This is a genomic window from Trinickia acidisoli (genome assembly GCF_017315725.1).
In the GTDB taxonomy this organism is placed as follows: domain Bacteria; phylum Pseudomonadota; class Gammaproteobacteria; order Burkholderiales; family Burkholderiaceae; genus Trinickia; species Trinickia acidisoli.
In genome coordinates, this window is record NZ_JAFLRG010000001.1 from 727,399 (window position 1) to 751,677 (window position 24,279).

Below are 24,279 nucleotides of genomic sequence, written 5' to 3' on the forward strand. Positions count from 1 at the left end.
GTAGTGTATTTTTTTATTCCGCCATGAGTCGACGCATATTTCGGATTCGCGAACGAAGCGCTACATAGTGGAACGGCGGACGGAAGCGCCGATGGAAAGCGCGGACAAGCGGGCGCGATGGTAAACTCGCAAGCTGCGAAGTAGGCCAGGCAGTCGCGGCCTTCCCGGTTTGCGCCGGGAGGGGCGAGGAAAGTCCGGACTCCATCGGGCAGGGTGATGGCTAACGGCCATCCGTGGCAACACGCGGAACAGGGCAACAGAGAACAAACCGCCGATGGCCCCGCGCAAGCGGGGATCAGGTAAGGGTGAAACGGTGCGGTAAGAGCGCACCGCGGCTGCGGCGACGCAGACGGCACGGCAACCTCCACCCGGAGCAATTCCAAATAGGCAGGCACGCATCTTCGGATGCAAGACGGTGCCCCCGTCTTGCCTGCGGGTAGGAAGCTCGAGCGCGTCAGCAATGGCGCGCCTAGAGGAATGGCTGCCACGTTCGCGGTGCCGCAAGGTGCCGCGAATGCACAGAATCCGGCTTACCGGCCTACTTCGCCTCCCGAACGCAAAAACGCAAAAATGCAAAAGCCGGCGTCGTTGAGGATGCCGGCTTTTTCGCGGACGAAGCTGCGTCAGTTCTCGACGATCTCGAATGAATGCGAGAGTTCGGCCGTCTTGGCCAGCATGATCGACGCCGAGCAGTATTTGTCGTGCGACAGGTTGATCGCGCGCTCGACGGTGGCCGGGTTGAGGTTTCTGCCCGTCACCGTGAAATGGAAGTGAATCTTCGTGAAGATCTTCGGGTCTTCGCTCGCGCGCTCGGCCTTGAGCGTGACCGAGCAGTCGACGATCTCCTGCCGGCTCTTTTTCAGGATCATGACGACGTCGTAGGCCGTGCAGCCGCCCGTGCCGAGCAGCACCATCTCCATGGGCCGTGGCGCCAAGTTGCGGCCGCCGCCTTCCGGCGCGCCGTCCATCATCGCCAGATGGCCGCTGCCTGTTTCGGCCGCGAAGGCCATGCCGTCAGGACCCATCCAGCTCACTTTGCATTCCATGGCACTACTCCGCTGTTTTTGCATGGTTACGTTCGGTCGGATTTGCATTGTAGCTTTGACGCGAACGAAGGGTTGGCGCGGAGGGGTTGGGTCTGCCGCCTCTTCATCTCACATTATGAGATTAATTTTCGCAATGCAAATTTTCTTGCCTAGCTGCCCTTGGCTCTGTACAATGCGCTTCATTGATTGTCGCTTTCGACGATCTCCGCATGTCTCCTCCACCCTCCTCCTTAGGTGGATTAAGCCCGAACCTCGCGTTTGGGCTTTTTTTCGTGCGGCGCCTGCCCATCCGGCTTTGACAGGCTGGCGGGCCGCAAGCATCGCGCCTGCCGCACCGCCTTTTAGAGTTCGCCGCGGCGCGGCGCGGCCGCCTTTGACGAGTGCCGCCAAATTCCTTTATAATTCAGAGCTTTTCCGCATTCATGCCCGCGGAAGAAGAACAGGGAGAGCCTGCACCGGTGCCTCGATGCGCCACATCCAAGCAGGAAAAATACGAAGGGCAGGTCAATTTTTTGGATCGATCATGAAGACATTTTCCGCCAAAGCCGAACAGGTGACGCGCGAATGGTACGTGATTGACGCGACGGATAAGGTTCTCGGCCGTGTCGCCAGCGAAGTGGCGCGCCGTCTTCGCGGCAAACACAAGCCTGAATTCACCCCGCACGTCGACACCGGCGATTTCATCATCGTCATCAACGCCGGCAAGCTGAAGGTCACGGGTAACAAGACCACGGACAAGAAGTACTACCGTCACTCGGGCTACCCGGGCGGTATCTACGAAACGACGTTCGGCAAGATGCAAGAGCGCTTCCCGGGCCGTGCGCTCGAGAAGGCGGTCAAGGGCATGCTGCCGAAGGGCCCGCTCGGCTACGCGATGATCAAGAAGCTGAAGGTCTACGCTGAAGCCACGCATCCGCATTCGGCTCAACAGCCGAAGGCGCTCGAGATCTAAGGGGAGCCCACATGATCGGTAACTGGAACTATGGTACGGGCCGCCGCAAGAGCGCGGTCGCCCGTGTCTTCATCAAGGCTGGCAAGGGCGACATCGTCGTCAACGGCAAGCCCATCGCGGATTACTTCTCGCGTGAAACGTCGCTGATGATCGTGCGCCAGCCGCTCGAGCTCACGAACCACGCCACGACGTTCGACATCAAGGTCAACGTTTCGGGCGGCGGTGAAACGGGGCAAGCGGGCGCCGTCCGCCACGGCATCACGCGCGCGCTGATGGATTACGACGCGACGCTGAAGCCGGCATTGTCGAACGCCGGCTTCGTTACGCGTGACGCTCGTGAAGTCGAACGTAAGAAGGTCGGCTTCCACAAGGCACGCCGCAGGAAGCAATTCTCGAAGCGTTAATCGTTTCGAAGCGCCCCGCCTGTGGCGGGCCGCAGCCGAAAAAGCCGCCGCTGCTTTCGCACGGCGGCTTTTTCGCTTTCATGATCCCTGCTCGTCCCAGTGCCGAATGCGGTCACGCTGTGCGCTTTTAACTAGGGCCGGCACGTGTTAGAACCCATTGCATTCATAGGGTTACCGCAGATGGGCAGAGCAAGAGTACGCGAAGGGCCATACAATAGCGCTTAGAAGTTTTTTTGGAGAGAGTCAGTATGAACGCCGTCACCGATACCCCTGTGACCGAAATGCCGAGCCCCTTCGTCTTTACGGACGCGGCGGCCGAGAAGGTGAAGCAACTGATCGATGAGGAAGGCAACCCCGACCTCAAGCTGCGCGTGTTCGTGCAAGGCGGCGGCTGCTCCGGTTTTCAGTACGGATTCACGTTCGACGAAGCGGTCAACGAAGACGATACCGTCATGAACAAGGGCGGTGTGCAGCTATTGATCGATTCGATGAGCTACCAATATTTGGTTGGTGCCGAAATCGACTATAAGGACGACATCAACGGCGCCCAATTCGTCATCAAGAATCCGAATGCTTCGACGACCTGCGGTTGCGGTTCGTCGTTCTCGGTTTGATGCAAAGCTGAAACGATCGGCGCGGGTGGCGCGGTTCGCTTCGTGCCGTCGAAACGATCCTTGAAATGGGGCTTCGGCCCCGTTTTTATTCGTGGCGTGCGGCGTTTTGCCGGCGCGGTTCTCCGCGCGGCTTTTCCCGCTCTCGCGCCGTTGCCGTCAGCGCGGATAGATCGCACCGAGCACGCGTTCGCCGGCGGCTCCCGTTACCGCCGGCAAGTTGCCGGCCGCTCGTTCGATGCAGCGCATCGCGAGCCATGCGAACGCCAGTGATTCGACGTGGTGTGGCGGTACGCCGAGCGCGTCGGTGGTCATCACCGGTACACCGCTGACGCCGCTTCGACCGAGTGCGTGTTCGAGCGCCTCGAGCAGCGTCGGGTTACGGGCGCCGCCGCCGCAGACATAGACGGCGCGGCAGCGGGGCGCGTGTCGCTCGATTTCGCGGGCGATGCTCACGGCCGTCAGCGCGGCAAGCGTCGCTTGGACGTCGGCGGGCGCCAGCGTCTCGAAACCGACGAGTTTCGCGTCGAGCCACGCGGCGTTGAAGAGGTCGCGTCCCGTGCTCTTGGGTGGCGCCTGCTCGAAGAACGGCTCGTCGAGCAAAACGTTCAAGAGCGCTTGGTCGACGATGCCGCTCGCGGCGAAGCGGCCGCCTTCGTCGTAGAGTGTGCCCAGGTGGCGCTGTGCCCACTCGTCGAGCAGGACGTTCGCGGGGCCGCAATCGAACCCGCGGACCGCCTCGCCATCGGCCGCCCGCTCAGTTCCCCGAGTTCCCGCAACTCGCTCATCGCGGTTCGTCGCGCGTGCGCGGGCCGGCGGCAAGACGGTGATGTTGCTGATACCGCCCAGATTGCAGACGACGCGCGTTTCGTCGTTCGCCCCGAAAATCTGCGCGTGGAAGGCTGGAACGAGCGGCGCGCCTTGGCCGCCGGCCGCGACGTCGCGGCTGCGGAAATCGGCGACGACGTCGATATGCGTCATCTCCGCGAGCAGCGCGGGATTGTTGATCTGCCGCGTATAGCCCTTTTCCGGGCGGTGGCGCACGGTTTGGCCGTGCACGCCGATCGCGCGTACGCGCGTGGGCGCGATGTTCGCGCTGCGCAGCAGTTCGTGGCAGCAGACGGCATAGCGCGCCGCGAGCGCCGACGCCGCCAGCGCCTCGCGCTCGATTTCGTTCTCGCCGGGCTGCTGGAGGGCGAACAGCGCGTCGCGCAGCCCGTCGGCGAAGCCGACGAACGCATCGGCGAGCACGCGCGGCGCCTCACCTGCGCGGAATTCGACGGCGATGCCGTCGACACCGTCCATGCTCGTGCCCGACATCAGCCCGAAATACACGCCTTCGCCACCGGTTTGCGTCGCGCTTGCCGCCAATTGCTGCTCCTCTTTGTCGTTGCGGGCCGAGCGGACGACCCGAAGAAAGCGCTTGTGCACTTGCTCGCGGCACCGATTATCCGCGAGAACGGCCGAGGGCGCTAAGGGTTGCGCGATCGCGTCAGCGGCCGCGCCAGATATGGGACAATCGAACCTTTTGCACCGTCCTCCAGCCGGAACAATCGATTTCCAGATGAGCACCGAGTCCACCTCCAAGCCCGCCTCGCCGTTTCCGATCACGGACGAAGTGCGCCACGCGCTCGCCGTTGCCAAGCGCGGCGCCGATGAACTGCTGATCGAAGAAGAGTTCGCGCAGAAGCTCGCGCGCAGCGCGGCAACGGGCACGCCGCTGCGGATCAAGCTCGGCCTCGACCCGACCGCGCCCGACATCCACATCGGCCACACGGTCGTGCTGAACAAGATGCGTCAGCTACAGGACCTCGGCCATACGGTCATCTTCCTCATTGGCGATTTCACGTCGCTGATCGGCGATCCGTCCGGGCGCAACGCGACGCGTCCGCCGCTCACGCGCGAGCAGATCGAATCGAACGCCAAGACGTACTTCGAGCAAGCCGCGCTCGTGCTCGATCGCGAAAAAACCGAAATCCGTTACAACAGCGAGTGGTCGATGCCGCTCGGCGCCGACGGCATGATCAAGCTCGCCTCGCGTTACACCGTGGCGCGCATGCTCGAGCGCGACGATTTCACGAAGCGTTTCCAAGGCGGCGTGCCGATTTCGATCCACGAGTTTCTCTACCCGTTGATGCAAGGGTACGACTCCGTCGCGCTCAATGCCGATCTGGAACTCGGCGGCACGGACCAAAAATTCAACCTGCTCGTCGGCCGCGAATTGCAAAAGCAATACGGGCAAGAGCAGCAGTGCATTTTGACGATGCCGCTGCTCGAAGGGCTCGACGGCGTCGACAAAATGTCGAAGTCGAAGAACAACTACGTCGGCATCAGCGAGAAACCGAACGATATGTTCGGCAAGCTCATGAGCATCTCCGACGTGCTGATGTGGCGCTATTTCGAGCTGCTCTCGTTCCGCAGCCTCGACGAGATCGCGCGTTTCCGGCGCGAAGCCGAGGAAGGGCGCAATCCGCGCGATTTCAAGGTGTCGCTCGCGCAGGAGGTCGTCGCGCGTTTCCATTCGCAGGCCGATGCAGAGCGCGCGCTCGAAGACTTCAACCATCGCGCCAAGGGCGGCGTGCCCGACGACATCCCGTCCGTCACGCTCAATGGTGCGCCGCTTGCGATCGGCCAATTGCTCAAGCAGGCCGGGCTTGCACCGTCGACGAGCGACGCGCTGCGCAATGTCGAGCAAGGTGGCGTGCGCATCGACGGCACTGTGATCTCGGACAAGGCGCTCAAAGTCGAAGCCGGCGAATACGTCGTGCAGGTCGGCAAGCGCCGGTTCTCGCGCGTGACGCTTACGGCGTGAGGTGCGGTTCGTGTTCGTGATCTACCGGCTTTGGCGTGCGCCGCGTGACGCGAGCAGCACGGAAGCAAGCCGCGGCGGAGCGCGCCGATGATCGCGCTGATCCAACGCGTGACGCAAGCGAGCGTGCGTGTGGGCGAGCGCGTCACGGGTGAGATCGGGCCTGGCCTGCTGGCGCTCGTGTGCGCGGAGCGCGGCGATACCGAGGCGAGCGCCGACAAGCTCCTCGCGAAGGTGCTGGGGTACCGCGTCTTCAGCGACACGGCCGGCAAGATGAATCTGCCTGTCACGAATATCGACGGAGCCGGGCGGGCCGGCGGCCTGCTGCTCGTCTCGCAATTCACGCTTGCCGCCGATACGAACAGCGGCCTGCGGCCCAGCTTTACGCCGGCCGCGGCGCCCGAAGACGGCAGGCGCCTGTTCGACTACTTCGTCGCGTCGGCTCGCGCGCGCCATTCGATCGTCGAAACCGGCGAGTTCGGCGCCGCGATGCAGGTGTCGCTCGTCAACGACGGGCCCGTGACGTTCTGGCTGCAAACGCGCCCCTGACCTTTTCCGATTTACCGACGATGCCGACGCAAGTTCTTTTCATCCGACATGGCGAGACGTCTTGGAATCGCGTGAAGCGCATCCAGGGGCACATCGATATCCCGCTGGCCGAGACCGGTGTCGAGCAAGCGCAGCGTCTTGCCGAGCGCTTGGCGCGCGAAGCGCTCGGCGGTGCAAGGCTCGATGCGATCTATTCGAGCGATCTGCAGCGCGCTCAGCAGACGGCGCGGCCGACGGCTGCGGCGCTGGGGCTCGTGCCGCATCTCGTCGAGGGTTTGCGCGAGCGCGCTTACGGCGTGTTTCAGGGCCACGAGAGCGCGGAGATCGCGCAGCGCTATCCCGACGACTACGCGCGTTGGCAAACCCGCGATCCGGGATTCTCGCCGGAAGGCGGCGAATCGGTGCGTGTGTTTTATCACCGCGTCGTGCATGCGGTGGCCGCGATGGTAGCAAAGCATCCGGGCGGCCGTATCGCCTGCGTGACGCACGGCGGCGTGCTCGACTGCGTCTACCGCCATGCGCGTGGCCTCGCGCTCGATGCACCGCGCAATTATGCGTTGCTCAACACGAGCATCAACACGGTCGAGTTCGGCGACGATGGGGGCTCGACGGTGCTCGAATGGGCCGACGTCGCGCACTTGGGCGGCGCGAGCGACGATGATGGGTTGGTGAAGGCGGCGCGCGCAGCCCGCTGAGGCAGTCGGCGTTTCGTTCCGCAATACCGCGCAGCCAAGCGATGTTGCTTAAGCATCCGGCGCAGACGCCGCCCGCCGTCTCGCGCGCTTCGATACCGCATTCACGTGTGCCCATCGAATGAAGGGGCCGACGAGCCGTACCCCCGGCCGTGCGAGTACCGCCTGCATACGCGCGAACCGTGTGAAGCCGAGCATCTGCTGCGCCCAGTCGGGCAGCAGATCGACGCCCGCGTTTAGCATTAACCGTACGGCCGGCTGCATGAGTGGACGATCGGGCGGCGCGGCATGGCGCAAAACGCGCACGACCTCATGGGTGCGCGGCCCCGCCTCGAGCTCGGGGCGCATCGACGACAAATACTCGGCGACTTGCGCACGTGTTTCGGGCACGTCGGTCGCGCCGAGCAGCTTGGCGATCAGCGCCACCTCCGCGTAATAGCGGTCTTGCCGAGCCGACGATAACGACGGATTCACATAGCGCAGATGCGCCGCCAGAAAGCTCGACACTTCCGCGACGTGCACCCATGTCAGCAACGCCGGATCGCTCGCGCGATAAGGGCGGCCATCGGGCGCAACGCCCGTGACCGAAAGATGGATACGCTTGACGCGTTCGATCAGCGCAAGCGCGTCGTCGTGCGCACCGTACGTCGTGCCGGCGATGAACGTGGCCGTGCGCCGCAGGCGCCCGCGCATATCGGTGCGAAACGTCGAATGGTCCCAGACGCCCGCGAGCGCAAGCGGGTGCAACGCCTGCAGCATCAACGCGCTGATGCCGCCGATCATCATCGACGTGAAATCGGCATGCACTTGCCAGCAAACGGAGTCGGGGCCGAACAGTCCCGGGTCGCCGGGCGGGTGAGTGTAGTCGAGCGTGGGACCGCTGCCGCTCGTCATGCTGAGCACGCTTTGCGAGATCCGCTCGCGCAATCGCACGACGAACGCAGGCAAGGATGCATTTCGTTCGTTGCCGTTGCCGCTTTGACCTGCCGACTCGGACATCGCTGCGTGGCCTCGAAGCTGATCTGAACTAAGCGCGGTGCGCTTACGCGTCGCCCCCGTCCCACAACGTGCGCACGGTGCTCGATGCGTCGGGCGCGGCCAGGCCGAAATGGCGATATGCGGCGAGCGTTGCCACGCGCCCGCGCGGCGTGCGCTGCAAAAAGCCCTGTTGAATCAGATACGGCTCGAGGACGTCTTCGATCGTATCGCGCTCCTCGCCGATGGCGGCGGCGAGGTTGTCGACGCCGACCGGGCCGCCGTCGAACTTGTGCAGGATTGCCTCGAGCAGCTTGCGGTCCATCAGATCGAAGCCGACCGCGTCGACGTCGAGCATGGCGAGCGCCGCATCGGCGACACGCGCGGTGATCGCGCCGTCGGCCTTGACCTCGGCGTAGTCGCGCACGCGCCGCAGTAGGCGGTTCGCGATCCGCGGCGTGCCGCGCGAGCGCTTGGCGATCTCGAACGCGCCGTCAGGATGAATCTGCGCCCCGAGCAGCGTGGCCGAGCGGCGAACGATGCGCGAGAGTTGCTCGGCATCGTAGAACTCGAGCCGGGCGACGATGCCGAAGCGGTCGCGCAGCGGGTTCGTCAGCATCCCGGCGCGCGTGGTTGCGCCCACGAGCGTGAACGGCTGAAGATCGAGCTTCACGCTGCGCGCGGCCGGCCCTTCGCCGATCATGATGTCGATCTGATAATCCTCGAGCGCCGGATACAGAATTTCCTCGACGACGGGCGAAAGCCTATGGATTTCGTCGATGAAAAGGACGTCGTTCGCTTCGAGATTCGTCAGTAAAGCGGCCAAGTCGCCTGCGCGTTCGAGCACCGGCCCCGACGTTTGGCGCAGGTTCACCCCCATCTCGCGCGCGATGATGTGCGCGAGCGTCGTTTTGCCGAGGCCGGGCGGCCCGAACAGCAGAACGTGGTCGAGCGCTTCGGAACGGCGCTTCGCCGCTTCGATGAAGATTTCGAGCTGGCCGCGCACTTTTTCCTGCCCGACGTATTCGTCGAGCTGGCGCGGACGCAGCGCGCGCTCGAACACTTCTTCGTGCGACGAGGTGGGCGTGGCGGAAATGATGCGCTCGGCGGCGAGCTTATCGGTTTCGATCATGCGTGCCATTGTACCGCGCGCGCCGGCCGCTCAGGCCGAGCGATGGATGCCGCGTGCCGCTTGGCCTTTACGCTTTCGACAGCGCCTTGAGCGCGAGTTTGATGCCTTCGGAGACGCCGGTGCCGGCGGGCACGTTCTTGATCGCAGCGAGTGCCTCTTTCTCCGAATACCCGAGCGCGAGCAGGGCGTTGAGGATGTCCGAGGCGTGGTCCGACGGCGAGACGGTGCCCGCAGCCGCACCAAGTTCCGCGCCCAGCTTGCCCTTCAGTTCGAGCAGCAGCCGCTCCGCCGTTTTCTTGCCGATGCCGGGCACCCGCGTGAGGCGCGCGGCGTCTTGCAGCGTGACCGCTTGCGCGAGCTCCTGCACGCTCATGCCTGAAAGCACGGCCAGCGCCATCCGCGCGCCGATGCCGCTGATCTTGAGGAGTTCGCGAAAGGTCGCGCGTTCCTGCGCGGTGCCGAAACCGTAGAGCAGATGCGCATCCTCGCGCACGATGAGCTGCGTCAGCAGGGCGATTTTGTCGCCTGTCGACGGTAGGTTGTAGAAGGTGCTCATCGGCACGTCGACTTCATAGCCGACGCCGTTGCAATCGATGAGTAGATGAGGCGGATTCTTTTCGAGCAGGATGCCTGCAATGCGACCGATCATGGCGGGTAGGCGTGAACCGAAAGCGCGAGTTTAGCGCACCGCGACGACTGACCGAAAAGGCGCCGCGTGGCAACCGCCTGCCGCTATCCCACGAGCCGCCCGCGCCGCACGCGTAGGCCCTTCTTGGCCAGGGCGGGCGCGATGCCGCCGAGCGTGTCGAGCGTGCTGCCGCCGTGGGCGTGGCAAATCGCCATGCCGAGCGCATCGGCGGCGTCGGTGCCGGGTACACCCGACAGGCTCAGCAAGCGCACCACCATTTGCTGCATTTGTTCTTTCGTCGCCCGGCCGTAGCCGACGACCGCCTGTTTCAACTGCAGCGCCGTGTACTCGGCCACCGGCACGCCACCGGCGACGAGCCCGCAGATCGCCGCGCCGCGCGCCTGGCCGAGCAGCAGCGTCGATTGCGGATTGACGTTGACGAACACCTTTTCGATGGCCGACTGGTCGGGCGCGTGTTGACGGATGAGCGCGCAGACGCCGTCGAAGATCGTGCCGAGCCGGGAGGGCAGATCGCCGTCGGTGGTGCGGATCACGCCGCTCGTCACGTAGGTGAGCCGCTGCCCCGTCTGCTCGATGACGCCAAAACCCGTGACGCGCAAGCCGGGGTCGATGCCGAGGATTCTCATGAAAAAAAATCGGACGAAGTGCCCGAGATACTACATCGAACGGTGGGCCGCGCCTATTGCGCGATCCTCGCGGCTCTGGGCGCCGATTCACCGATTCACCGATGCGTGCGCACTTGTGGCGCTTCACGCGCGGACGCAGCCCGATGCCGTGATGCTCGGCGATGGCCGCCATCTTGGCGATATTGCGCTAGAGTTGCACAGCGCGCACGGCGCAAGAAACGGATCGATGTAAGCGAGAGAAATGCCCTACGCACAGGCATAAAAAAACCCGGCGGTGGCCGGGTTTCGTCGGTGCTCGGCGATGCGAGTCGCCCTCGCCGTGCTCGCGGCTCGATCAATGACGGAAATGCCGCACGCCCGTCATGATCATCGCGATGTTGTGTTCGTCGGCTGCCGCGATGACTTCATCGTCGCGCATCGAGCCGCCCGGATGAATCACGCAGGTCGCGCCCGCGGCGACGACGACGTCGAGGCCGTCGCGGAACGGGAAGAACGCATCCGATGCCACGGCCGAGCCTTGCAGCGAAAGGCCCGCGTTTTCCGCCTTGATGCTCGCGATGCGTGCCGAATCGACACGGCTCATTTGGCCCGCGCCGACGCCGAGCGTCATGCCCTTGCCGCAGAACACGATTGCGTTCGATTTCACGAACTTCGCCACACGCCACGCGAACATCAGATCGTCCATTTCCTGCGGCGTCGGGTGACGTTTCGTGACGACGCGCAGGTCGCGCGGCAGCACGTTCTTCGCATCGGGCGATTGCACGAGCAGACCGCCGCCGACGCGCTTGAAGTCGAATGCATTCTGCCCCGCGCCCAACGCGATTTCGAGTACGCGCACGTTCTGCTTCGCAGCGAGCACTTGCTTCGCGGCGTCGGTCAGCGACGGCGCGATCAGCACTTCGACGAACTGCTTCGTGACCGCTTGGGCCGCTGCTTCGTCCACTTCGCGGTTGAACGCGATGATGCCGCCGAAGGCCGAGGTCGGGTCGGTCTGGAATGCTTTCGCATACGCTTGCGCGGGATTCTCTGCAACTGCCACGCCGCACGGGTTCGCATGCTTGACGATGACGCAGGCCGGCGCGTCGAACGTCTTCACGCATTCCCACGCCGCGTCGGCGTCGGCGATGTTGTTGTACGAAAGCGCTTTGCCCTGCAATTGGCGGTAGCCGGCCAGCGCGCCGGCAGGCACCGAGATACCGCGATAGAACGCCGCGCTTTGATGCGGGTTCTCGCCATAACGCAGATCCTGCACCTTCTCGAACGCGAGGTTCAACGTGTCCGGATACGCGTTGCGCGAGGTGTGCTGCAGGGCGTCCGTGAGGCTCGTCAGGTAGTTCGTGATCGCGCCGTCGTACTGCGCCGTATGCGCGAACACCTTCGTTGCGAGCCGGAAATTCGTCTTGTAGGCGACCGTGTTGGCGTTCGCGCGCATTTCGTCGAGCACGGCGGCGTAGTCGGCCGGATCGACGACGACCGTGACGTCGCGATGGTTCTTGGCCGCCGAGCGCAGCATGGTCGGGCCGCCAATGTCGATGTTCTCGATCGCGTCCTCGAGCGTGCAATCGTCCTTCGCGACCGTCGCAACGAACGGGTACAGATTCACGACGAGCAGATCGATCGTCGGAATACCGTGCGCTTCGAGCGCGGCCATATGTTCGGGCAAATCGCGACGCGCCAGGATGCCGCCGTGGACCTTCGGATGCAGCGTTTTGACGCGCCCGTCGAGCATCTCGGGAAAGCCGGTGTAATCGGCCACTTCGGTAACCGGTAGGCCGGCGTCGGCGAGCAGCTTCGCTGTGCCGCCCGTCGACAGGATCTTGACGCCGAGCCCCGACAGCGAACGAGCGAATTCGACGATGCCGGATTTGTCGGAGACGGAAATGAGCGCTTGCTTGATCATGATGGGAGAGAAGGCCGGAAAGGAACGAAGGTGGCGCGTTACAGCAGGCCGTGCTGCTGCAGCTTCTTGCGCAACGTGTTGCGGTTGATGCCGAGATATTCGGCGGCCAGCGACTGATTGCCGCCGGCCCGCTCGAGCACCACCTCGAGCATCGGTTTCTCGACGCAGGACATCACCATGTCATAGATGTCGTGCGGGTTGGCGCCGTCGAGGTCCTGGAAGTACATGCCCAGGCTGTCGCGGACGCATTGTTCGATGTTGTGCTTGCTCATGCTGCTAAAGGTTCGTTGCGGTTCGGCGTGGCGTGCTCGGGCGTGTCCTCGTCGACATAGACGAGCCGGTCCGACAACGCCTGCTGCTCGTCGAAAAACGTGTTGACTGCGACGAGCTGCTCGCGGGTGGTATCGAGCGTATTCATCCGGTGCCGGAACGCATTGGCGCCGGAAAGGCCGCGAGTGTACCAGCCGATGTGCTTGCGCGCTGTGCGCACGCCCGTATATTCGCCGTAAAACGCATAGTGATCCTCGAGATGCTCGTTCATCACTTGCCGGATTTCGGCGATGCGCGGCGGCGGCAGCAGCTCGCCCGTCATAAGGAAATGCTCGATTTCGCGAAAGAGCCACGGGCGTCCTTGCGCCGCCCGGCCGATCATGATCGCGTCCGCGCCCGTTGCCGCGAGTACGGCGCGTGCCTTGGCCGGCGAATCGATGTCGCCGTTGGCGACGACGGGAATGCGCACGGCCGCCTTGACGGCCGCGATCGTGTCGTACTCGGCCTCGCCGTGGTAAAGATCGGCCCGCGTGCGGCCGTGCACCGTCAGCATCGAAACGCCGGCGGCCTCGGCCAGCCGTGCGATGCGCACGGCATTGCGGTTCTCGCGGTTCCAGCCGGTGCGGATTTTCAGCGTGACCGGTACTGCGCCGGGCCCGCTGCCGACTGCTTCGACGACGGCCTCGACGATGCGCGTGACGAGCGGCTCGTTTTGCAGCAGGGCCGAGCCGGCCGCGACGTTGCAGACCTTCTTGGCCGGGCATCCCATGTTGATGTCGATGATCTGGGCGCCGTTGTCGACGTTGTAGCGCGCCGCTTCGGCCATCATCGCCGGGTCGGCCCCCGCGATCTGCACCGCGATCGGCTCGACTTCGCCCGCATGATTCGCGCGGCGCATGGTCTTCTCGCTTTTCCAGAGCTGCGCGTTCGATGCGACCATTTCGGACACGGCGTAGCCGGCGCCGAGCCGCTTGCAAAGCTGGCGGAACGGCCGATCCGTCACGCCCGCCATCGGAGCGACGAAAAGGTTGTTGCGCAGAGTGTGCGAGCCGAGCGTGGGCATCATGAAAAGAAGCGTCCGCCCATACCGTCAAGGCACGAGCGTGGGAAGGCGACCAGGGAAACGCGCATTTTACCGTTAACCGCCGGCCGAGAGGGCGAGAGGGCGAGAGCGCCGGGACGACCGATACCCTCGCGACCGGCCCGGCTTGCACGCTCGGCAACGCGCAAGCCTGCTCCCTAGCGGCGCTGACCGAACATCATCTGGCGCGCGAGTGCCGTCTTGACCGGCGGCATGCACTCGAGCGCCGTCAGCGCGAGGCCGCGCAGTGCCGCCAAAGGAGCAAAATCGATCGTAAACAGCCGTGCGAGCGTGTCGGTCGCGCCGATCGTCATGCGGCGATCGAAGGCGCGCCGGCGTGCGAATCGCGCGAGCGCTTCGGGCGTGGCGCCCGCATGACCGAGCGCATCGGCAAGCGCGTGCGCATCGCGCAGCCCGAGGTTCAAGCCCTGTCCGGCCACGGGGTGCAACGTCTGCGCCGCGTTGCCGATCGACGCGATGCGGCCCTCGACCAGCGTTTGCGCAGCGATGAGCCCGAGCGGGAACGTCGCGCGCCCCTTGATCGACTCGAAGCGGCCCATGCGCTCGCCGAACGCGATGGCGAGTTCCGCCAGCAGTACTGCGTCGGACAGCTCGCCGCGGCGCGCCGCTTCCTCGGGCTTCATGCACCAGACGAGCGCGTAGTCGGCTTGGCGCACGCCGCCCATCGGCAGTAGGGCGATCGGGCCTGCGTCGGTGAATCGCTCCCACGCGACGTGAGGCTGCGGCGCCGAGACGGTGACGGTGCCGACGATCGCCGTTTGGCCGTAGTCGCGCGTTTCGCGCTTGGCCGCGAGATGCGCGCTGGCCGCATCGGCGTGCGCTGCCTGTTGCTGCTTGGCGGGGCCGGCCGTGCGGCGATCGGTTTCGGCATCGGCCGGCTCCGGATGGGGCCGCTTTCCATGCGCTTGCCCGTATAGCCCGCCTTCGGCATTGATGAGTACGCGCGTCCTGAGGGCGCGCTGCAGATGTGCGCTTTCGATCGGCAGCGTGACGAACGCGTCGCCGGGCTCGACCTGTGGCGCTAGTGCGCGGCACGACGTGAACCAATGCGCTTGCGTGCGGCGCACGGCCCCGGCCAGCGCATGGACGATCGACCCATAGCGCGCGACGTAGCCGAGCGCCGGCAGGCCGTGTTCGCCGCGCTCGATCAGCGTGCGCCCGAAGCGGCCACGTTGCGAAACGTGAATGCGCTCGATTGCATTGGCATCGGCCGGCCACGCACCGAACGGCTCGAGCAGCATCCTGCTGCCTTCCGAGATGGCGATCGCGCGCGGATCGCCGGCCGTGGCCTGCGGGTCGCGCGCGTCGACGAGTGCCACCGACAGCCCCGCGCTCGCGCTGCGCCGCGCGAGCCAAGCCGCCAGCGCGAGACCGACGGGCCCCGCGCCGACGATCGTCACGTCGAACTCATGCGGCGCGGGCAAAGGACGAATGTCGCTCATGGCTTCAGGCGGAAGGCGATGCCTGCCGGGCATCGCGCATCAGCGCCTCGATCGCGTCGGCCGCGACGGGTACGTCGCGCGTGATCAGGACACATCCGTCTTCGGTGACGATCGCGTCGTCCTCGATGCGAATGCCGATGTTCCAATAGTGCTCAGGCACGTCCGGCGCGGCCCGCACGTACAGGCCTGGCTCGATCGTCAGCGCCATCGACGCCTGCAGCGTGCGCCATGGCAACGCGCCGGTGGCGTCGGGCGGCGCCGTGCGTTCGCGATAGTCGCCGCAATCGTGCACGTCCATGCCGATCCAATGACCCGTGCGGTGCATGTAAAAGCGCGAATAGGCGCGCTCGGCGATGACGTCGTCGACCGATGCGTACTTCGTGCGATCGACGATGCCCGTATCGAGCAGCCCTTGCGCGAGCACGCGCACGGCCGCGTCGTGCGGCGCCTCGAAGCTCACGCCGGGGCGGGTGGCGTCGATCGCCGCTTGCTGCGCCGCCAGCACGATGTCGTAGAGCTCGCGCTGAGCGGGCGAGAAGCGCCCGTTCGCGGGGAACGTGCGCGTAATGTCGGATGCATAGCCGTCCAGTTCGCAGGCGGCGTCGATGAGGATGAGGTCGCCGTCGCGGGCGATCGCGTTGCCGGCCGGATAGTGCAGCACGCAGGCATTCGCGCCGGCCGCGACGATCGAGCCGTACGCGGGCGCTTGCGCCCCGTGGCGGCGAAACGTATAGAGCAACTCGGCTTCGAGTTCGTACTCCCGCATACCCGGGCGGCATATCTGCATCGCGCGCCGATGCGCCTGCGCTGAAATCCGCGCGGCCTGACGCATGATCGCGAGCTCGTGCTCGTCCTTGACGAGGCGCATGTCGTCGAGGACCGGTAGGGCATCGACGAGCTTGACGGGCGCGACGACGCCGCTGCGGCTTTGCGCGCGCACGGCTTCGAGCCAGCGCCGCACCTGCGCGTCGAACTCGGCCGAGCGGCCGAACCCGTAGAAGAGGGCGGGGGCGTCGGCGATGATGCGCGGCACTTGCGCGTCGAGGTCTTCGATCGCAAACGCGGCATCGAATCCGAACGCTTCGCGCGCCGCCTCGGGGCCGTAATGGAATCCCTCCCAGGTTTCGCGCTCGGCGTTTTTCGTCCGGCAAAAGAGAATCGATTGCGGCTCGCCCTCTGGCGCCGTCGCGTCCAGGACGATGAACGACTGCGGTTCGGCAAAACCGCTCAAGTAGAAGAAATAGCTGTCATGGCGATACGGATAGTCGGTATCGCGGTTGCGCAGCACCTCGGGTGCCGTCGGCACGAGCGCGACGCCGCCGCCCGCGGCGCGCATGGCGGCGAGCAGGCGTTCGCGCCGCGCTTGGTGGACAGAGACGGCGATGGGGGATTCGGTCAGCGTATTCATCGTGCGATTGTACTGCTCAAACGGGCCGGCTACGCTGGGGGCTGCGGCCTCTCCAGCCGATATGATGGCGTTTGGGTATGTGGTTTCGGTACGTCGTTTCGGGCGCCGGCGACGTTATACTCTTTCTCGCACTTCAGGGGCCCCCCGAACCGACTCCCGCGCGAAGCCGTCGCCGGCGCAGCGTGGGCGTGCCGCGCGCACGACGCGGCGGACGCGAAGCGATGCGGGGCGGTCCGGCGTTTTCTTGAGACAAAGGCAGATGATGAAATTAATCGGTTCGCTCGCGAGCCCCTACGTCCGCAAGGCGCGGATCGTGCTCGCCGAAAAGAAGATCGACTATCAATTCGTGCTCGAAGATGTCTGGTCGCCCGACACGACCATTCATACGTTCAATCCGATCGGCAAGGTGCCCTGCCTCGTCATGGAGGACGGCGAGGCCGTATTCGATTCGCGTGTGATCTGCGAGTACGTCGATACGCTCTCGCCTGTCGGCAAGCTGATTCCGCAATCGGGGCGCGAGCGCGTCGAAGTGCGCTGCTGGGAAGCGCTCGCCGACGGCATGCTCGACGCGGCCGTCCTGATCCGTCTCGAGGGAACGCAGCGCGAGGAAAGCCAGCGTAACGAAGGCTGGGTGGCGCGTCAGCGGCGCAAGATCGACGAGGGGCTCGTGGCGATGTCGCAAGGGCTTGCCGGCAAGCCCTGGTGCGCCAACAACCACTATTCGCTGGCCGACGTCGCCGTTGGCTGCGCGCTCGGCTACCTGGATTTTCGGATGTCGGATCTCAATTGGCGCGAGAAGTATCCGAATCTCGAGAAGCATTTCGCGAAACTGGCGCAGCGCCAATCGTTCATCGACACGACTCCCAATTGACGCGCCGCCTGGCCAAGCGCGTCGTGGAGCCTGATCTCGTCCGGGTGCGTCAGGCCGTTGCCAACGGCGCGAGGGCCTTCGGCGAAAACGAATCGCTATCGGCGAGCGGCCACCATTTTTCGTAGAGCGAGTAGCGGTAGGTGCCGTTGACGAGGTCGTTCGGCTCCACGTACTTGAGCAGCTCCGACATCAGTTGAACCTCGTGCGACGAGACGCGGCGCACGATGTGATGCGCACGCAGTTCCGACGGGTGCTCGAGCCCCGCGGCCTGGACGATCTCTTGCAGCGCGTGCAGCGTGTTGCGATGGAAATTGAAGACGCGCTCCGATTTGTCGGGCACGACGAGCGCACGCTGGCGTACGGGGTCTTGTGTTGCGACGCCCGTCGGACAGCGTCCCGTGTGGCACGTTTGCGCCTGAATGCAGCCCACGGCGAACATGAAGCCGCGCGCCGAGTTGACCCAATCGGCGCCGATCGCGAGCGTGCGCGCGATGTCGAAAGCCGTGATCATCTTGCCGCTCGCGCCGATGCGGATCTTCTCGCGCAAGCCGATGCCGACGAGCGTGTTGTGCACGAGCAGCAGCCCTTCTTGCAACGGTACGCCGATGTGATCGGTGAACTCGAGCGGCGCGGCGCCGGTGCCGCCTTCCGCGCCGTCGACGACGATGAAGTCGGGCACGATGCCCGTTTCGAGCATGGCCTTGGCGATCGCGAAAAACTCCCACGGATGGCCGATGCAGAGCTTGAAGCCGGTGGGCTTGCCGCCCGATAGCGTGCGCAGCCGCTCGACGAATTCGAGCAGGCCGCGCGGCGTGGAAAACGCGCTGTGCGTGGCCGGCGAGATGCAGTCGCGCCCCATCGGCACGCCGCGCGCCTCGGAGATCTCGGGCGTCACCTTGGCGGCGGGCAGCACCCCGCCGTGTCCCGGCTTGGCGCCTTGCGAGAGCTTGATCTCGATCATTTTCACTTGCGGTTCGCACGCCTGGCGTGCGAATTTTTCGGCGCTGAACGTGCCGTCGTCGTTGCGGCAGCCGAAGTAGCCGGAGGCGATTTCCCAAATGATGTCGCCGCCGTGCTCGCGGTGATATTTCGAGAGCGAGCCTTCGCCTGTGTCATGCGCGAAGCCGCCTGTTTTCGCGCCGAGGTTGAGTGCGCGGATTGCGTTCGCCGACAGTGCGCCGAAGCTCATGGCCGAGATGTTGAAGATCGACATCGAGTACGGTTGCGCGCGCTCGGCCCCGACGACGATGCGAAAGTCGTGCGAGGCGAGCTTGGTCGGCGCCAGCGAATGGCTGATCCATTCGTGCGCGACCGCCTTGACGTCGAGTTCGGTACCGTACGGGCGGCTGTCGGGCTCGTTCTTCGCGCGCTGATAGACGATGCTGCGCTGGGCGCGCGAGAACGGCTTTTCCTCCGTGTCGTCTTCGACGAAGTACTGACGGATTTCAGGCCGAATGAATTCGAAGAAAAAGCGCAGATGGCCTGCGATCGGGTAATTGCGCAAGATGCTGTGACGGGCTTGGCGCAAGTCGAAGACGCCGACCGCGATGAGGGCGGCCGGCGCCAGGAGCCAAAGCCAGGAGATCGTATGGCGCGCGGAGAGTAGCGCGCACGCAAGCGCCAACAGCAGGGCACACCAGAGCGCGAAGTAGCGTCGATAAAACATGGACAAGCTCCTGAACGGCGCAGCTTCGCTCCCGCGCAGGCCGCCGTGGTCGAAAGATGCGCCAGTTTAATCGGGAACGATCGTGCGCGGGGCCGGGAAAGCCCGCAACGTGAGGTAACAGTGAATTACGCGGGCGGACGGTGCGTTGCCGGCGAAACCTCGGCCGGGTGGCTGTGCGCGGCCGGCGCGAAGCGTTTGCTCAGTCGGCGGCGACGGCCGTCCGTGTCGCGGTGGCGGCCGCGCTGCGTGCCCTGCTGCCTGCTTCGGCCGATTCGATGATGCCTCCGCCCAAGCACACGTCGCCGTCGTAGAGCACGGCCGACTGCCCTGGCGTTACTGCCCACTGCGGCTCGTCGAACGCGAGCGTGAAGCGCTCGCCGGCGCCGCTTGCTGCGAGCGCGCCGAACGTGCAAGCCGCGTCGGCTTGCCGGTAACGCGTCTTCGCGCCGAAGCGTGCGCCGGGTTCGGGCGCGGTGCCGGCCACCCAGCTCGTGTTGCCGGCGACGAGCGTGTGTCCGAGCAGCCAAGGGTGGTCGTGACCTTGTACGACATAGAGTGTGTTGGCTGCCATGTCCTTGCTCGCGACGAACCACGGCTCGCCGCTGCCGGCCTTGCTGCCGCCGATGCCGATGCCCTTGCGCTGACCGAGCGTATAGAACGCGAGCCCGACATGCTCACCGACGATCTTGCCGTCGGGCGTCTTCATCGGGCCAGGCTTGGTCGGCAGGTAGCGATTGAGAAACTCGCGAAACGGCCGCTCGCCGATGAAGCAGATGCCGGTCGAGTCCTTCTTCTTCGCGTTGGGCAGGCCGATCGATGCGGCGATCGCGCGCACTTCCGTCTTCGGGATTTCGCCGAGCGGAAACAGCGTTTTCGACAACTGCGCTTGATTCAGACGGTGCAGGAAGTACGACTGGTCTTTCGTCGAATCCGTGGCCTTGAGCAATTCGAAGCGGCCGTCGACTTCGCGCACGCGCGCATAGTGGCCCGTCGCGATCGTCTCGGCGCCGAGCGCCATTGCGTGATCGAGAAACGCCTTGAATTTGATCTCGGCGTTGCACAGGACGTCGGGGTTCGGCGTGCGGCCCGCCGAATACTCGCGCAGGAACTCGGCGAACACGCGCTCCTTGTATTCGGCCGCGAAATTCACCGCTTCGACGTCGATGCCGATCAGATCCGCCACCGAGACGACGTCGATCCAGTCCTGCCGCGTCGAGCAGTACTCGCTGTCGTCGTCGTCTTCCCAGTTCTTCATGAACAGGCCAACGACGTCGTAGCCCGCTTCCTTGAGCAGCCACGCGGTCACCGACGAATCGACACCGCCCGACATCCCTACCACGACTCTTTGCTTACTCATTGAACGAATGACCGACTGCGTTGTTACTTGCCGTTAGGAGGCCCGACCGAATGCGTATGCACGAAGTCGAGCGGGAAACGCCGGCCCGCGAGGTAATCGTCGACCGAGCGCAGGACGAGCGGCGTGCGATGGCGCCCTCGGCACGCGCGCAGCTCGTCGGGCGTCAGCCACAGCGTGCGGACGATGCCCGTATCGAGCGGGCCCGGCTGTGCGAGCGCCTCGTGGCGTCCGCAGAACGTGAACCGTAGATACGTGGCGCCGCCGTCCGGGAGATCGATATGCGTCATGTAGACGCCGACGAGCGCTTCCGGCACGAGCGCCAGCGCGGTTTCCTCGCGCGTTTCACGCACGACGGCTTGCGTCAGCGTCTCGCCCGATTCCAGATGTCCGGCCGGCTGATTGATCCGCAATCCTTCCGACGTTTGCTCTTCGACGAGCAGAAAGCGGCCTTCGTGTTCGACGACGGCCGCCACGGTGACGCGGGGCGTCCAGCGTTCCTGTTTCATGGCCGCCATTTTACCGGTTGGCGGCACGTGTTGCCGACGGCGCATACATGCGGTGCTCGGCGGGCAACCGAATTGAGCGGTCGATTCTTTGTGACACCTATTTTCAAAGATTCGGGCGACTTCGGTTAAAGTGACGCTCAGCGTGCCGTGCTCAGGAAGCCGCAGCACCGGTTGAGCGGGCCCTCGTGCCTGTCGCACCACGACAGGCACCAAAGGGAAGAAGCCAAGCACCGGGCGGCCCGACGTTTTCTCGCAGTCGTGTCAACGTATTCAAGCGGTATTCAGCCCTATTCAAGCAGTGGAGTCGGCACGCAGCATCGTCGGCTCCATCTTCGTGTCATTCACGAGCAGGTGAGGAGGATATAACGTGCACATCGGAGTGCCAGCCGAGACGCGCGCGCACGAAGCCCGCGTCGCCGCGACGCCCGAGACGGTGAAGAAGTACGTCCAAGCAGGGCATCGCGTTACGATCGAACGCGGCGCGGGAGCGGCCGCCAGCTTCACCGACGACGCCTATGCCGCTGTCGGTGCGGAGCTTGTCGAAGCCGACGCGGCGTTTGCCGCCGAGCTCATCCTCAAGGTGCAATCGCCGAGCGAAACCGAGCTTGCGCTGGTCAAGCGCGGCGCCGTGCTCGCGGGCATGCTCGAGCCGTTCAATGCCGAGAACGCGGCGCGCCTGGCTCAAGCCGGCCTGACGGCGTTCGCGCTCGAAGCCGCACCGCGTACCACGCGCGCGCAAAGCCTGGACGTGCTCTCCTCGCAGGCGAACATCGCCGGCTACAAAGCCGTGCTGATCGCCGCCGACCTCTATCCGCGCTTCATGCCGATGCTGATGACGGCCGCCGGCACCGTCAAAGCCGCGCGCGTGTTGATTCTCGGTGCCGGGGTGGCCGGTTTGCAGGCTATTGCCACGGCCAAGCGCCTGGGCGCCGTGATCGAAGCCTCCGACGTGCGTCCGGCCGTGAAGGAGCAGATCGAATCGCTGGGCGCCAAGTTCATCGACGTGCCCTATGAAACGCAGGAAGAGCGCGAGGCGGCCGAAGGCGTGGGCGGCTACGCGCGGCCGATGCCGCCTTCGTGGCTCGCGCGTCAATCGGCAGCCGTGCACGAGCGTGCCAAAGCCGCCGACATCGTCATCACGACGGCACTGATCCCAGGGCGCGACGCACCGATGCTGCTATCGAGCGAAACGGTGCAGGCGATGCGCCCGGGCTCGGTCGTCGTCGATCTGGCCGCGGGGCGTGGGGCGGAACTGGCTGGGCTGCCTGGCGTGCGCGGGGGCAATTGCCCGCTCACCGAGCCGGACAAGGTGGTGACCAAGCATGGCGTGACGATCGTGGGCCACACGAACCTGCCGGCGATGGTCGCGGCCGACGCCTCCTCGCTCTATGCGCGCAACTTGTTCGATTTCCTCAAGCTGATCGTGACCAAGGAAGGCGCATTGAACATCGACATGAGCGACGACATCGTGGCGCAAACGCTGATCGCGCGCGACGGCGCCGTCACCCGCAAGTCGACATAAGGAGCGAGGCGATGGAAATCATCAATCACACCGTCATCAACCTGATCATCTTCGTGCTGGCCGTCTACGTCGGCTACCACGTCGTCTGGAACGTCACCCCCGCGCTGCACACGCCGCTGATGGCCGTGACCAATGCCATCTCGGCGATCGTCATCGTCGGCGCGATGCTCGCCACGGGGCTCACCGTGGGTGGGCAGGCCAAGTTCTTCGGCACGTTCGCCGTGCTGCTGGCGGCCGTGAACGTGTTCGGGGGCTTTCTCGTGACACGGCGCATGCTCGAGATGTTCAAGAAGAAGGAACCGAAGAAAGCGGCGAAGAAGGAGGGTGCGTAAATGAGCATAAACGTCGTCACGCTGCTCTACCTCGTTGCCTCGGTCTGCTTCATTCAAGCGCTCAAAGGGCTATCCAATCCGAAGAGCGCGCGCGCCGGCAACGCGTTCGGCATGGCCGGTATGGCGATCGCGATCCTCACCACGATCGCGCTGATCGTCAAGCAAGCGGCGCTGCTCGGCTCGAACCTGACGCTGGGCTTGAGCCTGCTGTTCGCGGCGCTCGTCGTCGGGGGCGCGGTAGGGGCCTATGTCGCGGCTCGTGTCGAAATGACGAAGATGCCCGAACTCGTCGCGGCCATGCACTCGCTGATCGGTCTGGCGGCCGTGGCCATTGCGTACGCCGTCGTCAGCGAGCCGGCCGCGTTCGGGCTCGTGCCGCCCGGTGCGCCCGACGTCGGCTTCCTGCCGTACGGCAACCGGATCGAGCTCTTCATCGGCACGTTCGTTGGGGCGATCACGTTCTCGGGTTCGGTCATCGCGTTCGGCAAGCTCTCGGGCAAGTACAAGTTCCGGCTGTTTCAGGGCGCGCCCGTCGTCTATCCGGGCCAGCATCTGATCAACCTGATGCTCGCGCTCGGCATGCTCGGCTTCGGCATCATCTTCTTCCTGACGCAGTCGTGGCTGCCGTTCATCATCATGACGGTCATCGCCTTCGCGCTGGGGGTGCTGATCATCATCCCGATCGGCGGGGCGGACATGCCCGTCGTCGTCTCGATGCTGAACTCGTACTCGGGCTGGGCGGCAGCAGGCATCGGCTTCTCGCTGAACAACGCGATGCTGATCATTGCCGGGTCGCTGGTGGGCTCCTCGGGTGCGATTCTGTCGTACATCATGTGTCATGCGATGAACCGCTCGTTCTTCAACGTGCTGCTCGGCGGGTTCGGTGCGGAGCCGGGCGCGGCGGCGCAAGGCGGCACGGGCGAGCAGCGGCCGGTGAAATCGGGCTCGGCCGAGGATGCTTCGTTCATGCTCGGCAACGCGGAGTCGGTGGTGATCGTTCCGGGCTATGGGCTGGCGGTGGCGCGGGCGCAGCATGCGCTCAAGGAGCTGACGGACAAGCTGATCGAGAAGGGCGTGGACGTTCGCTATGCAATCCATCCGGTGGCGGGGCGCATGCCGGGCCACATGAACGTGCTGCTGGCGGAGGCCGAGGTGCCGTACGACTTGGTCTACGAGATGGAGGACATCAACAACGAGTTCGGCCAGACCGACGTCGTGCTCGTGCTCGGAGCGAACGACGTGGTCAATCCGGCGGCGAAGAACGATCCGAAATCGCCGATCGCGGGGATGCCGATCATCGAGGCGTACAAGGCGCGCACGGTCATCGTCAATAAGCGCTCGATGGCGGCCGGCTATGCGGGGCTCGACAACGAGCTGTTCTACATGGACAAGACGATGATGGTCTTCGGCGACGCGAAGAAAGTCATCGAGGACATGGTGAAGTCGGTCGAATGATGT

General features: G+C 64.9%; 24 protein-coding genes and 1 other RNA gene. 11 read left to right on the plus strand and 14 right to left on the minus strand.

What is annotated here, in order from left to right; all coding sequences use genetic code 11:
• The first annotated feature begins 137 nt into the window (after positions 1-137).
• Positions 138-549, plus strand: an RNA gene (gene rnpB, locus J3485_RS03380) — RNase P RNA component class A.
• Between the two features lie 74 nt (positions 550-623).
• Here rnpB and J3485_RS03385 read toward each other — a convergent pair.
• Positions 624-1,046, minus strand: a complete 423-nt coding sequence (locus J3485_RS03385; protein ID WP_206951165.1) for an OsmC family protein — start codon at positions 1,044-1,046, stop codon at positions 624-626.
• A gap of 523 nt (positions 1,047-1,569) precedes the next feature.
• Here J3485_RS03385 and rplM point away from each other — a divergent pair.
• The 3 genes from rplM to erpA all read left to right on the plus strand — a co-directional run bounded on the left by rplM (position 1,570) and on the right by erpA (position 3,016).
• Positions 1,570-1,998 (plus strand): 50S ribosomal protein L13, encoded by a 429-nt coding sequence (gene rplM, locus J3485_RS03390; protein ID WP_102643875.1) that lies wholly within the window; start codon positions 1,570-1,572, stop codon positions 1,996-1,998.
• Between the two features lie 11 nt (positions 1,999-2,009).
• Entirely contained in the window at positions 2,010-2,402 is a 393-nt protein-coding gene (gene rpsI / locus J3485_RS03395; RefSeq protein WP_102643874.1) for a 30S ribosomal protein S9, read from the plus strand.
• A 248-nt stretch (positions 2,403-2,650) separates the two neighbouring features.
• Complete coding sequence (erpA, locus tag J3485_RS03400) at positions 2,651-3,016, plus strand: iron-sulfur cluster insertion protein ErpA (RefSeq protein ID WP_206951166.1); 366 nt, start codon at positions 2,651-2,653, stop codon at positions 3,014-3,016.
• Positions 3,017-3,172: 156 nt separating this feature from the next.
• Here erpA and J3485_RS03405 read toward each other — a convergent pair whose 3' ends face one another.
• Positions 3,173-4,384 carry an anhydro-N-acetylmuramic acid kinase gene (locus J3485_RS03405; protein WP_277991618.1) on the minus strand — a complete coding sequence of 404 codons (1,212 nt, stop codon included), beginning with the start codon at positions 4,382-4,384 and terminating at the stop codon, positions 3,173-3,175.
• A gap of 193 nt (positions 4,385-4,577) precedes the next feature.
• Here J3485_RS03405 and tyrS point away from each other — a divergent pair, with 193 nt between their 5' ends.
• From tyrS to J3485_RS03420, 3 genes are all read left to right on the plus strand, one after another.
• Positions 4,578-5,825: a tyrosine--tRNA ligase gene (gene tyrS / locus J3485_RS03410; RefSeq protein WP_206951167.1), complete on the plus strand. Its 1,248-nt coding sequence runs from the start codon at positions 4,578-4,580 to the stop codon at positions 5,823-5,825.
• A gap of 87 nt (positions 5,826-5,912) precedes the next feature.
• Positions 5,913-6,371: a D-aminoacyl-tRNA deacylase gene (gene dtd / locus J3485_RS03415; protein ID WP_206951168.1), complete on the plus strand. Its 459-nt coding sequence runs from the start codon at positions 5,913-5,915 to the stop codon at positions 6,369-6,371.
• Positions 6,372-6,391: 20 nt separating this feature from the next.
• The gene (locus J3485_RS03420; RefSeq protein ID WP_206951169.1) at positions 6,392-7,066 is read left to right on the plus strand and encodes a histidine phosphatase family protein; all 675 of its coding nucleotides are present in this window, start codon (positions 6,392-6,394) and stop codon (positions 7,064-7,066) included.
• Between the two features lie 48 nt (positions 7,067-7,114).
• Here J3485_RS03420 and J3485_RS03425 read toward each other — a convergent pair whose 3' ends face one another.
• The 9 genes from J3485_RS03425 to J3485_RS03465 form a co-directional block, all read right to left on the minus strand.
• On the minus strand, positions 7,115-8,062 hold the full coding sequence (locus J3485_RS03425) for an oxygenase MpaB family protein (RefSeq protein WP_206951170.1): 948 nt from the start codon (positions 8,060-8,062) through the stop codon (positions 7,115-7,117).
• Positions 8,063-8,105: 43 nt separating this feature from the next.
• Positions 8,106-9,170: a Holliday junction branch migration DNA helicase RuvB gene (gene ruvB / locus J3485_RS03430; RefSeq protein ID WP_206951171.1), complete on the minus strand. Its 1,065-nt coding sequence runs from the start codon at positions 9,168-9,170 to the stop codon at positions 8,106-8,108.
• A 67-nt stretch (positions 9,171-9,237) separates the two neighbouring features.
• Positions 9,238-9,819 carry a Holliday junction branch migration protein RuvA gene (gene ruvA, locus J3485_RS03435; protein WP_206951172.1) on the minus strand — a complete coding sequence of 194 codons (582 nt, stop codon included), beginning with the start codon at positions 9,817-9,819 and terminating at the stop codon, positions 9,238-9,240.
• An 83-nt stretch (positions 9,820-9,902) separates the two neighbouring features.
• Positions 9,903-10,445 carry a crossover junction endodeoxyribonuclease RuvC gene (gene ruvC, locus J3485_RS03440; RefSeq protein ID WP_206951173.1) on the minus strand — a complete coding sequence of 181 codons (543 nt, stop codon included), beginning with the start codon at positions 10,443-10,445 and terminating at the stop codon, positions 9,903-9,905.
• A 334-nt stretch (positions 10,446-10,779) separates the two neighbouring features.
• Positions 10,780-12,345 (minus strand): bifunctional phosphoribosylaminoimidazolecarboxamide formyltransferase/IMP cyclohydrolase, encoded by a 1,566-nt coding sequence (gene purH, locus J3485_RS03445; protein ID WP_206951174.1) that lies wholly within the window; start codon positions 12,343-12,345, stop codon positions 10,780-10,782.
• A gap of 38 nt (positions 12,346-12,383) precedes the next feature.
• Positions 12,384-12,617, minus strand: coding sequence for a Fis family transcriptional regulator (locus J3485_RS03450; protein ID WP_206951175.1), 234 nt, complete (start codon positions 12,615-12,617; stop codon positions 12,384-12,386).
• Positions 12,614-13,678, minus strand: coding sequence for a tRNA dihydrouridine synthase DusB (dusB, locus tag J3485_RS03455; protein ID WP_206955620.1), 1,065 nt, complete (start codon positions 13,676-13,678; stop codon positions 12,614-12,616). Before dusB ends, J3485_RS03450 begins: the two co-directional genes overlap by 4 nt.
• A 176-nt stretch (positions 13,679-13,854) precedes the next feature.
• Complete coding sequence (locus tag J3485_RS03460) at positions 13,855-15,159, minus strand: UbiH/UbiF/VisC/COQ6 family ubiquinone biosynthesis hydroxylase (protein WP_206951176.1); 1,305 nt, start codon at positions 15,157-15,159, stop codon at positions 13,855-13,857.
• Between the two features lie 4 nt (positions 15,160-15,163).
• The gene (locus J3485_RS03465; protein ID WP_206951177.1) at positions 15,164-16,567 is read right to left on the minus strand and encodes an aminopeptidase P N-terminal domain-containing protein; all 1,404 of its coding nucleotides are present in this window, start codon (positions 16,565-16,567) and stop codon (positions 15,164-15,166) included.
• A 259-nt stretch (positions 16,568-16,826) separates the two neighbouring features.
• Between J3485_RS03465 and J3485_RS03470 the strand changes: the two genes are divergently transcribed.
• The gene (locus tag J3485_RS03470) at positions 16,827-17,438 is read left to right on the plus strand and encodes a glutathione S-transferase family protein (RefSeq protein ID WP_206951178.1); all 612 of its coding nucleotides are present in this window, start codon (positions 16,827-16,829) and stop codon (positions 17,436-17,438) included.
• A 49-nt stretch (positions 17,439-17,487) separates the two neighbouring features.
• Here J3485_RS03470 and J3485_RS03475 read toward each other — a convergent pair whose 3' ends face one another.
• From J3485_RS03475 to J3485_RS03485, 3 genes are all read right to left on the minus strand, one after another.
• Positions 17,488-19,104, minus strand: coding sequence for an FMN-binding glutamate synthase family protein (locus J3485_RS03475; RefSeq protein ID WP_206951179.1), 1,617 nt, complete (start codon positions 19,102-19,104; stop codon positions 17,488-17,490).
• A 199-nt stretch (positions 19,105-19,303) separates the two neighbouring features.
• Positions 19,304-20,470, minus strand: coding sequence for a tRNA 2-thiouridine(34) synthase MnmA (gene mnmA / locus J3485_RS03480; protein WP_309477033.1), 1,167 nt, complete (start codon positions 20,468-20,470; stop codon positions 19,304-19,306).
• 14 nt (positions 20,471-20,484) lie between these two features.
• Entirely contained in the window at positions 20,485-20,967 is a 483-nt protein-coding gene (locus J3485_RS03485; RefSeq protein WP_206951181.1) for an NUDIX hydrolase, read from the minus strand.
• A 367-nt stretch (positions 20,968-21,334) separates the two neighbouring features.
• On the opposite strand from J3485_RS03485, the gene J3485_RS03490 reads away from it, so the two are divergent.
• From J3485_RS03490 to J3485_RS03500, 3 genes are read left to right on the plus strand one after another with little or no spacing between them, the layout of a single operon-like run.
• Positions 21,335-22,489, plus strand: a complete 1,155-nt coding sequence (locus J3485_RS03490; protein WP_206951182.1) for a Re/Si-specific NAD(P)(+) transhydrogenase subunit alpha — start codon at positions 21,335-21,337, stop codon at positions 22,487-22,489.
• 11 nt (positions 22,490-22,500) lie between these two features.
• A complete protein-coding gene (locus tag J3485_RS03495; RefSeq protein ID WP_102643857.1) occupies positions 22,501-22,821 on the plus strand; it encodes a proton-translocating transhydrogenase family protein in 321 nt (106 codons plus the stop codon).
• Entirely contained in the window at positions 22,822-24,276 is a 1,455-nt protein-coding gene (locus tag J3485_RS03500) for an NAD(P)(+) transhydrogenase (Re/Si-specific) subunit beta (RefSeq protein ID WP_206951183.1), read from the plus strand.
• The last annotated feature ends 3 nt before the right edge of the window (positions 24,277-24,279 follow it).

Bases quoted from the DNA above. Each gene is read 5' to 3' on its own strand.
- J3485_RS03385 (WP_206951165.1), bottom strand. From the start codon at position 1,046: ATGGAATGCAAAGTGAGCTGGATGGGTCCTGACGGCATGGCCTTCGCG.
- rplM (WP_102643875.1), top strand. From the start codon at position 1,570: ATGAAGACATTTTCCGCCAAAGCCGAACAGGTGACGCGCGAATGGTAC.
- rpsI (WP_102643874.1), top strand. From the start codon at position 2,010: ATGATCGGTAACTGGAACTATGGTACGGGCCGCCGCAAGAGCGCGGTC.
- erpA (WP_206951166.1), top strand. From the start codon at position 2,651: ATGAACGCCGTCACCGATACCCCTGTGACCGAAATGCCGAGCCCCTTC.
- tyrS (WP_206951167.1), top strand. From the start codon at position 4,578: ATGAGCACCGAGTCCACCTCCAAGCCCGCCTCGCCGTTTCCGATCACG.
- dtd (WP_206951168.1), top strand. From the start codon at position 5,913: ATGATCGCGCTGATCCAACGCGTGACGCAAGCGAGCGTGCGTGTGGGC.
- J3485_RS03420 (WP_206951169.1), top strand. From the start codon at position 6,392: ATGCCGACGCAAGTTCTTTTCATCCGACATGGCGAGACGTCTTGGAAT.
- J3485_RS03425 (WP_206951170.1), bottom strand. From the start codon at position 8,062: ATGTCCGAGTCGGCAGGTCAAAGCGGCAACGGCAACGAACGAAATGCA.
- ruvB (WP_206951171.1), bottom strand. From the start codon at position 9,170: ATGATCGAAACCGATAAGCTCGCCGCCGAGCGCATCATTTCCGCCACG.
- ruvA (WP_206951172.1), bottom strand. From the start codon at position 9,819: ATGATCGGTCGCATTGCAGGCATCCTGCTCGAAAAGAATCCGCCTCAT.
- ruvC (WP_206951173.1), bottom strand. From the start codon at position 10,445: ATGAGAATCCTCGGCATCGACCCCGGCTTGCGCGTCACGGGTTTTGGC.
- purH (WP_206951174.1), bottom strand. From the start codon at position 12,345: ATGATCAAGCAAGCGCTCATTTCCGTCTCCGACAAATCCGGCATCGTC.
- J3485_RS03450 (WP_206951175.1), bottom strand. From the start codon at position 12,617: ATGAGCAAGCACAACATCGAACAATGCGTCCGCGACAGCCTGGGCATG.
- dusB (WP_206955620.1), bottom strand. From the start codon at position 13,678: ATGCCCACGCTCGGCTCGCACACTCTGCGCAACAACCTTTTCGTCGCT.
- J3485_RS03460 (WP_206951176.1), bottom strand. From the start codon at position 15,159: ATGAGCGACATTCGTCCTTTGCCCGCGCCGCATGAGTTCGACGTGACG.
- J3485_RS03465 (WP_206951177.1), bottom strand. From the start codon at position 16,567: ATGAATACGCTGACCGAATCCCCCATCGCCGTCTCTGTCCACCAAGCG.
- J3485_RS03470 (WP_206951178.1), top strand. From the start codon at position 16,827: ATGATGAAATTAATCGGTTCGCTCGCGAGCCCCTACGTCCGCAAGGCG.
- J3485_RS03475 (WP_206951179.1), bottom strand. From the start codon at position 19,104: ATGTTTTATCGACGCTACTTCGCGCTCTGGTGTGCCCTGCTGTTGGCG.
- J3485_RS03485 (WP_206951181.1), bottom strand. From the start codon at position 20,967: ATGAAACAGGAACGCTGGACGCCCCGCGTCACCGTGGCGGCCGTCGTC.
- J3485_RS03495 (WP_102643857.1), top strand. From the start codon at position 22,501: ATGGAAATCATCAATCACACCGTCATCAACCTGATCATCTTCGTGCTG.
- J3485_RS03500 (WP_206951183.1), top strand. From the start codon at position 22,822: ATGAGCATAAACGTCGTCACGCTGCTCTACCTCGTTGCCTCGGTCTGC.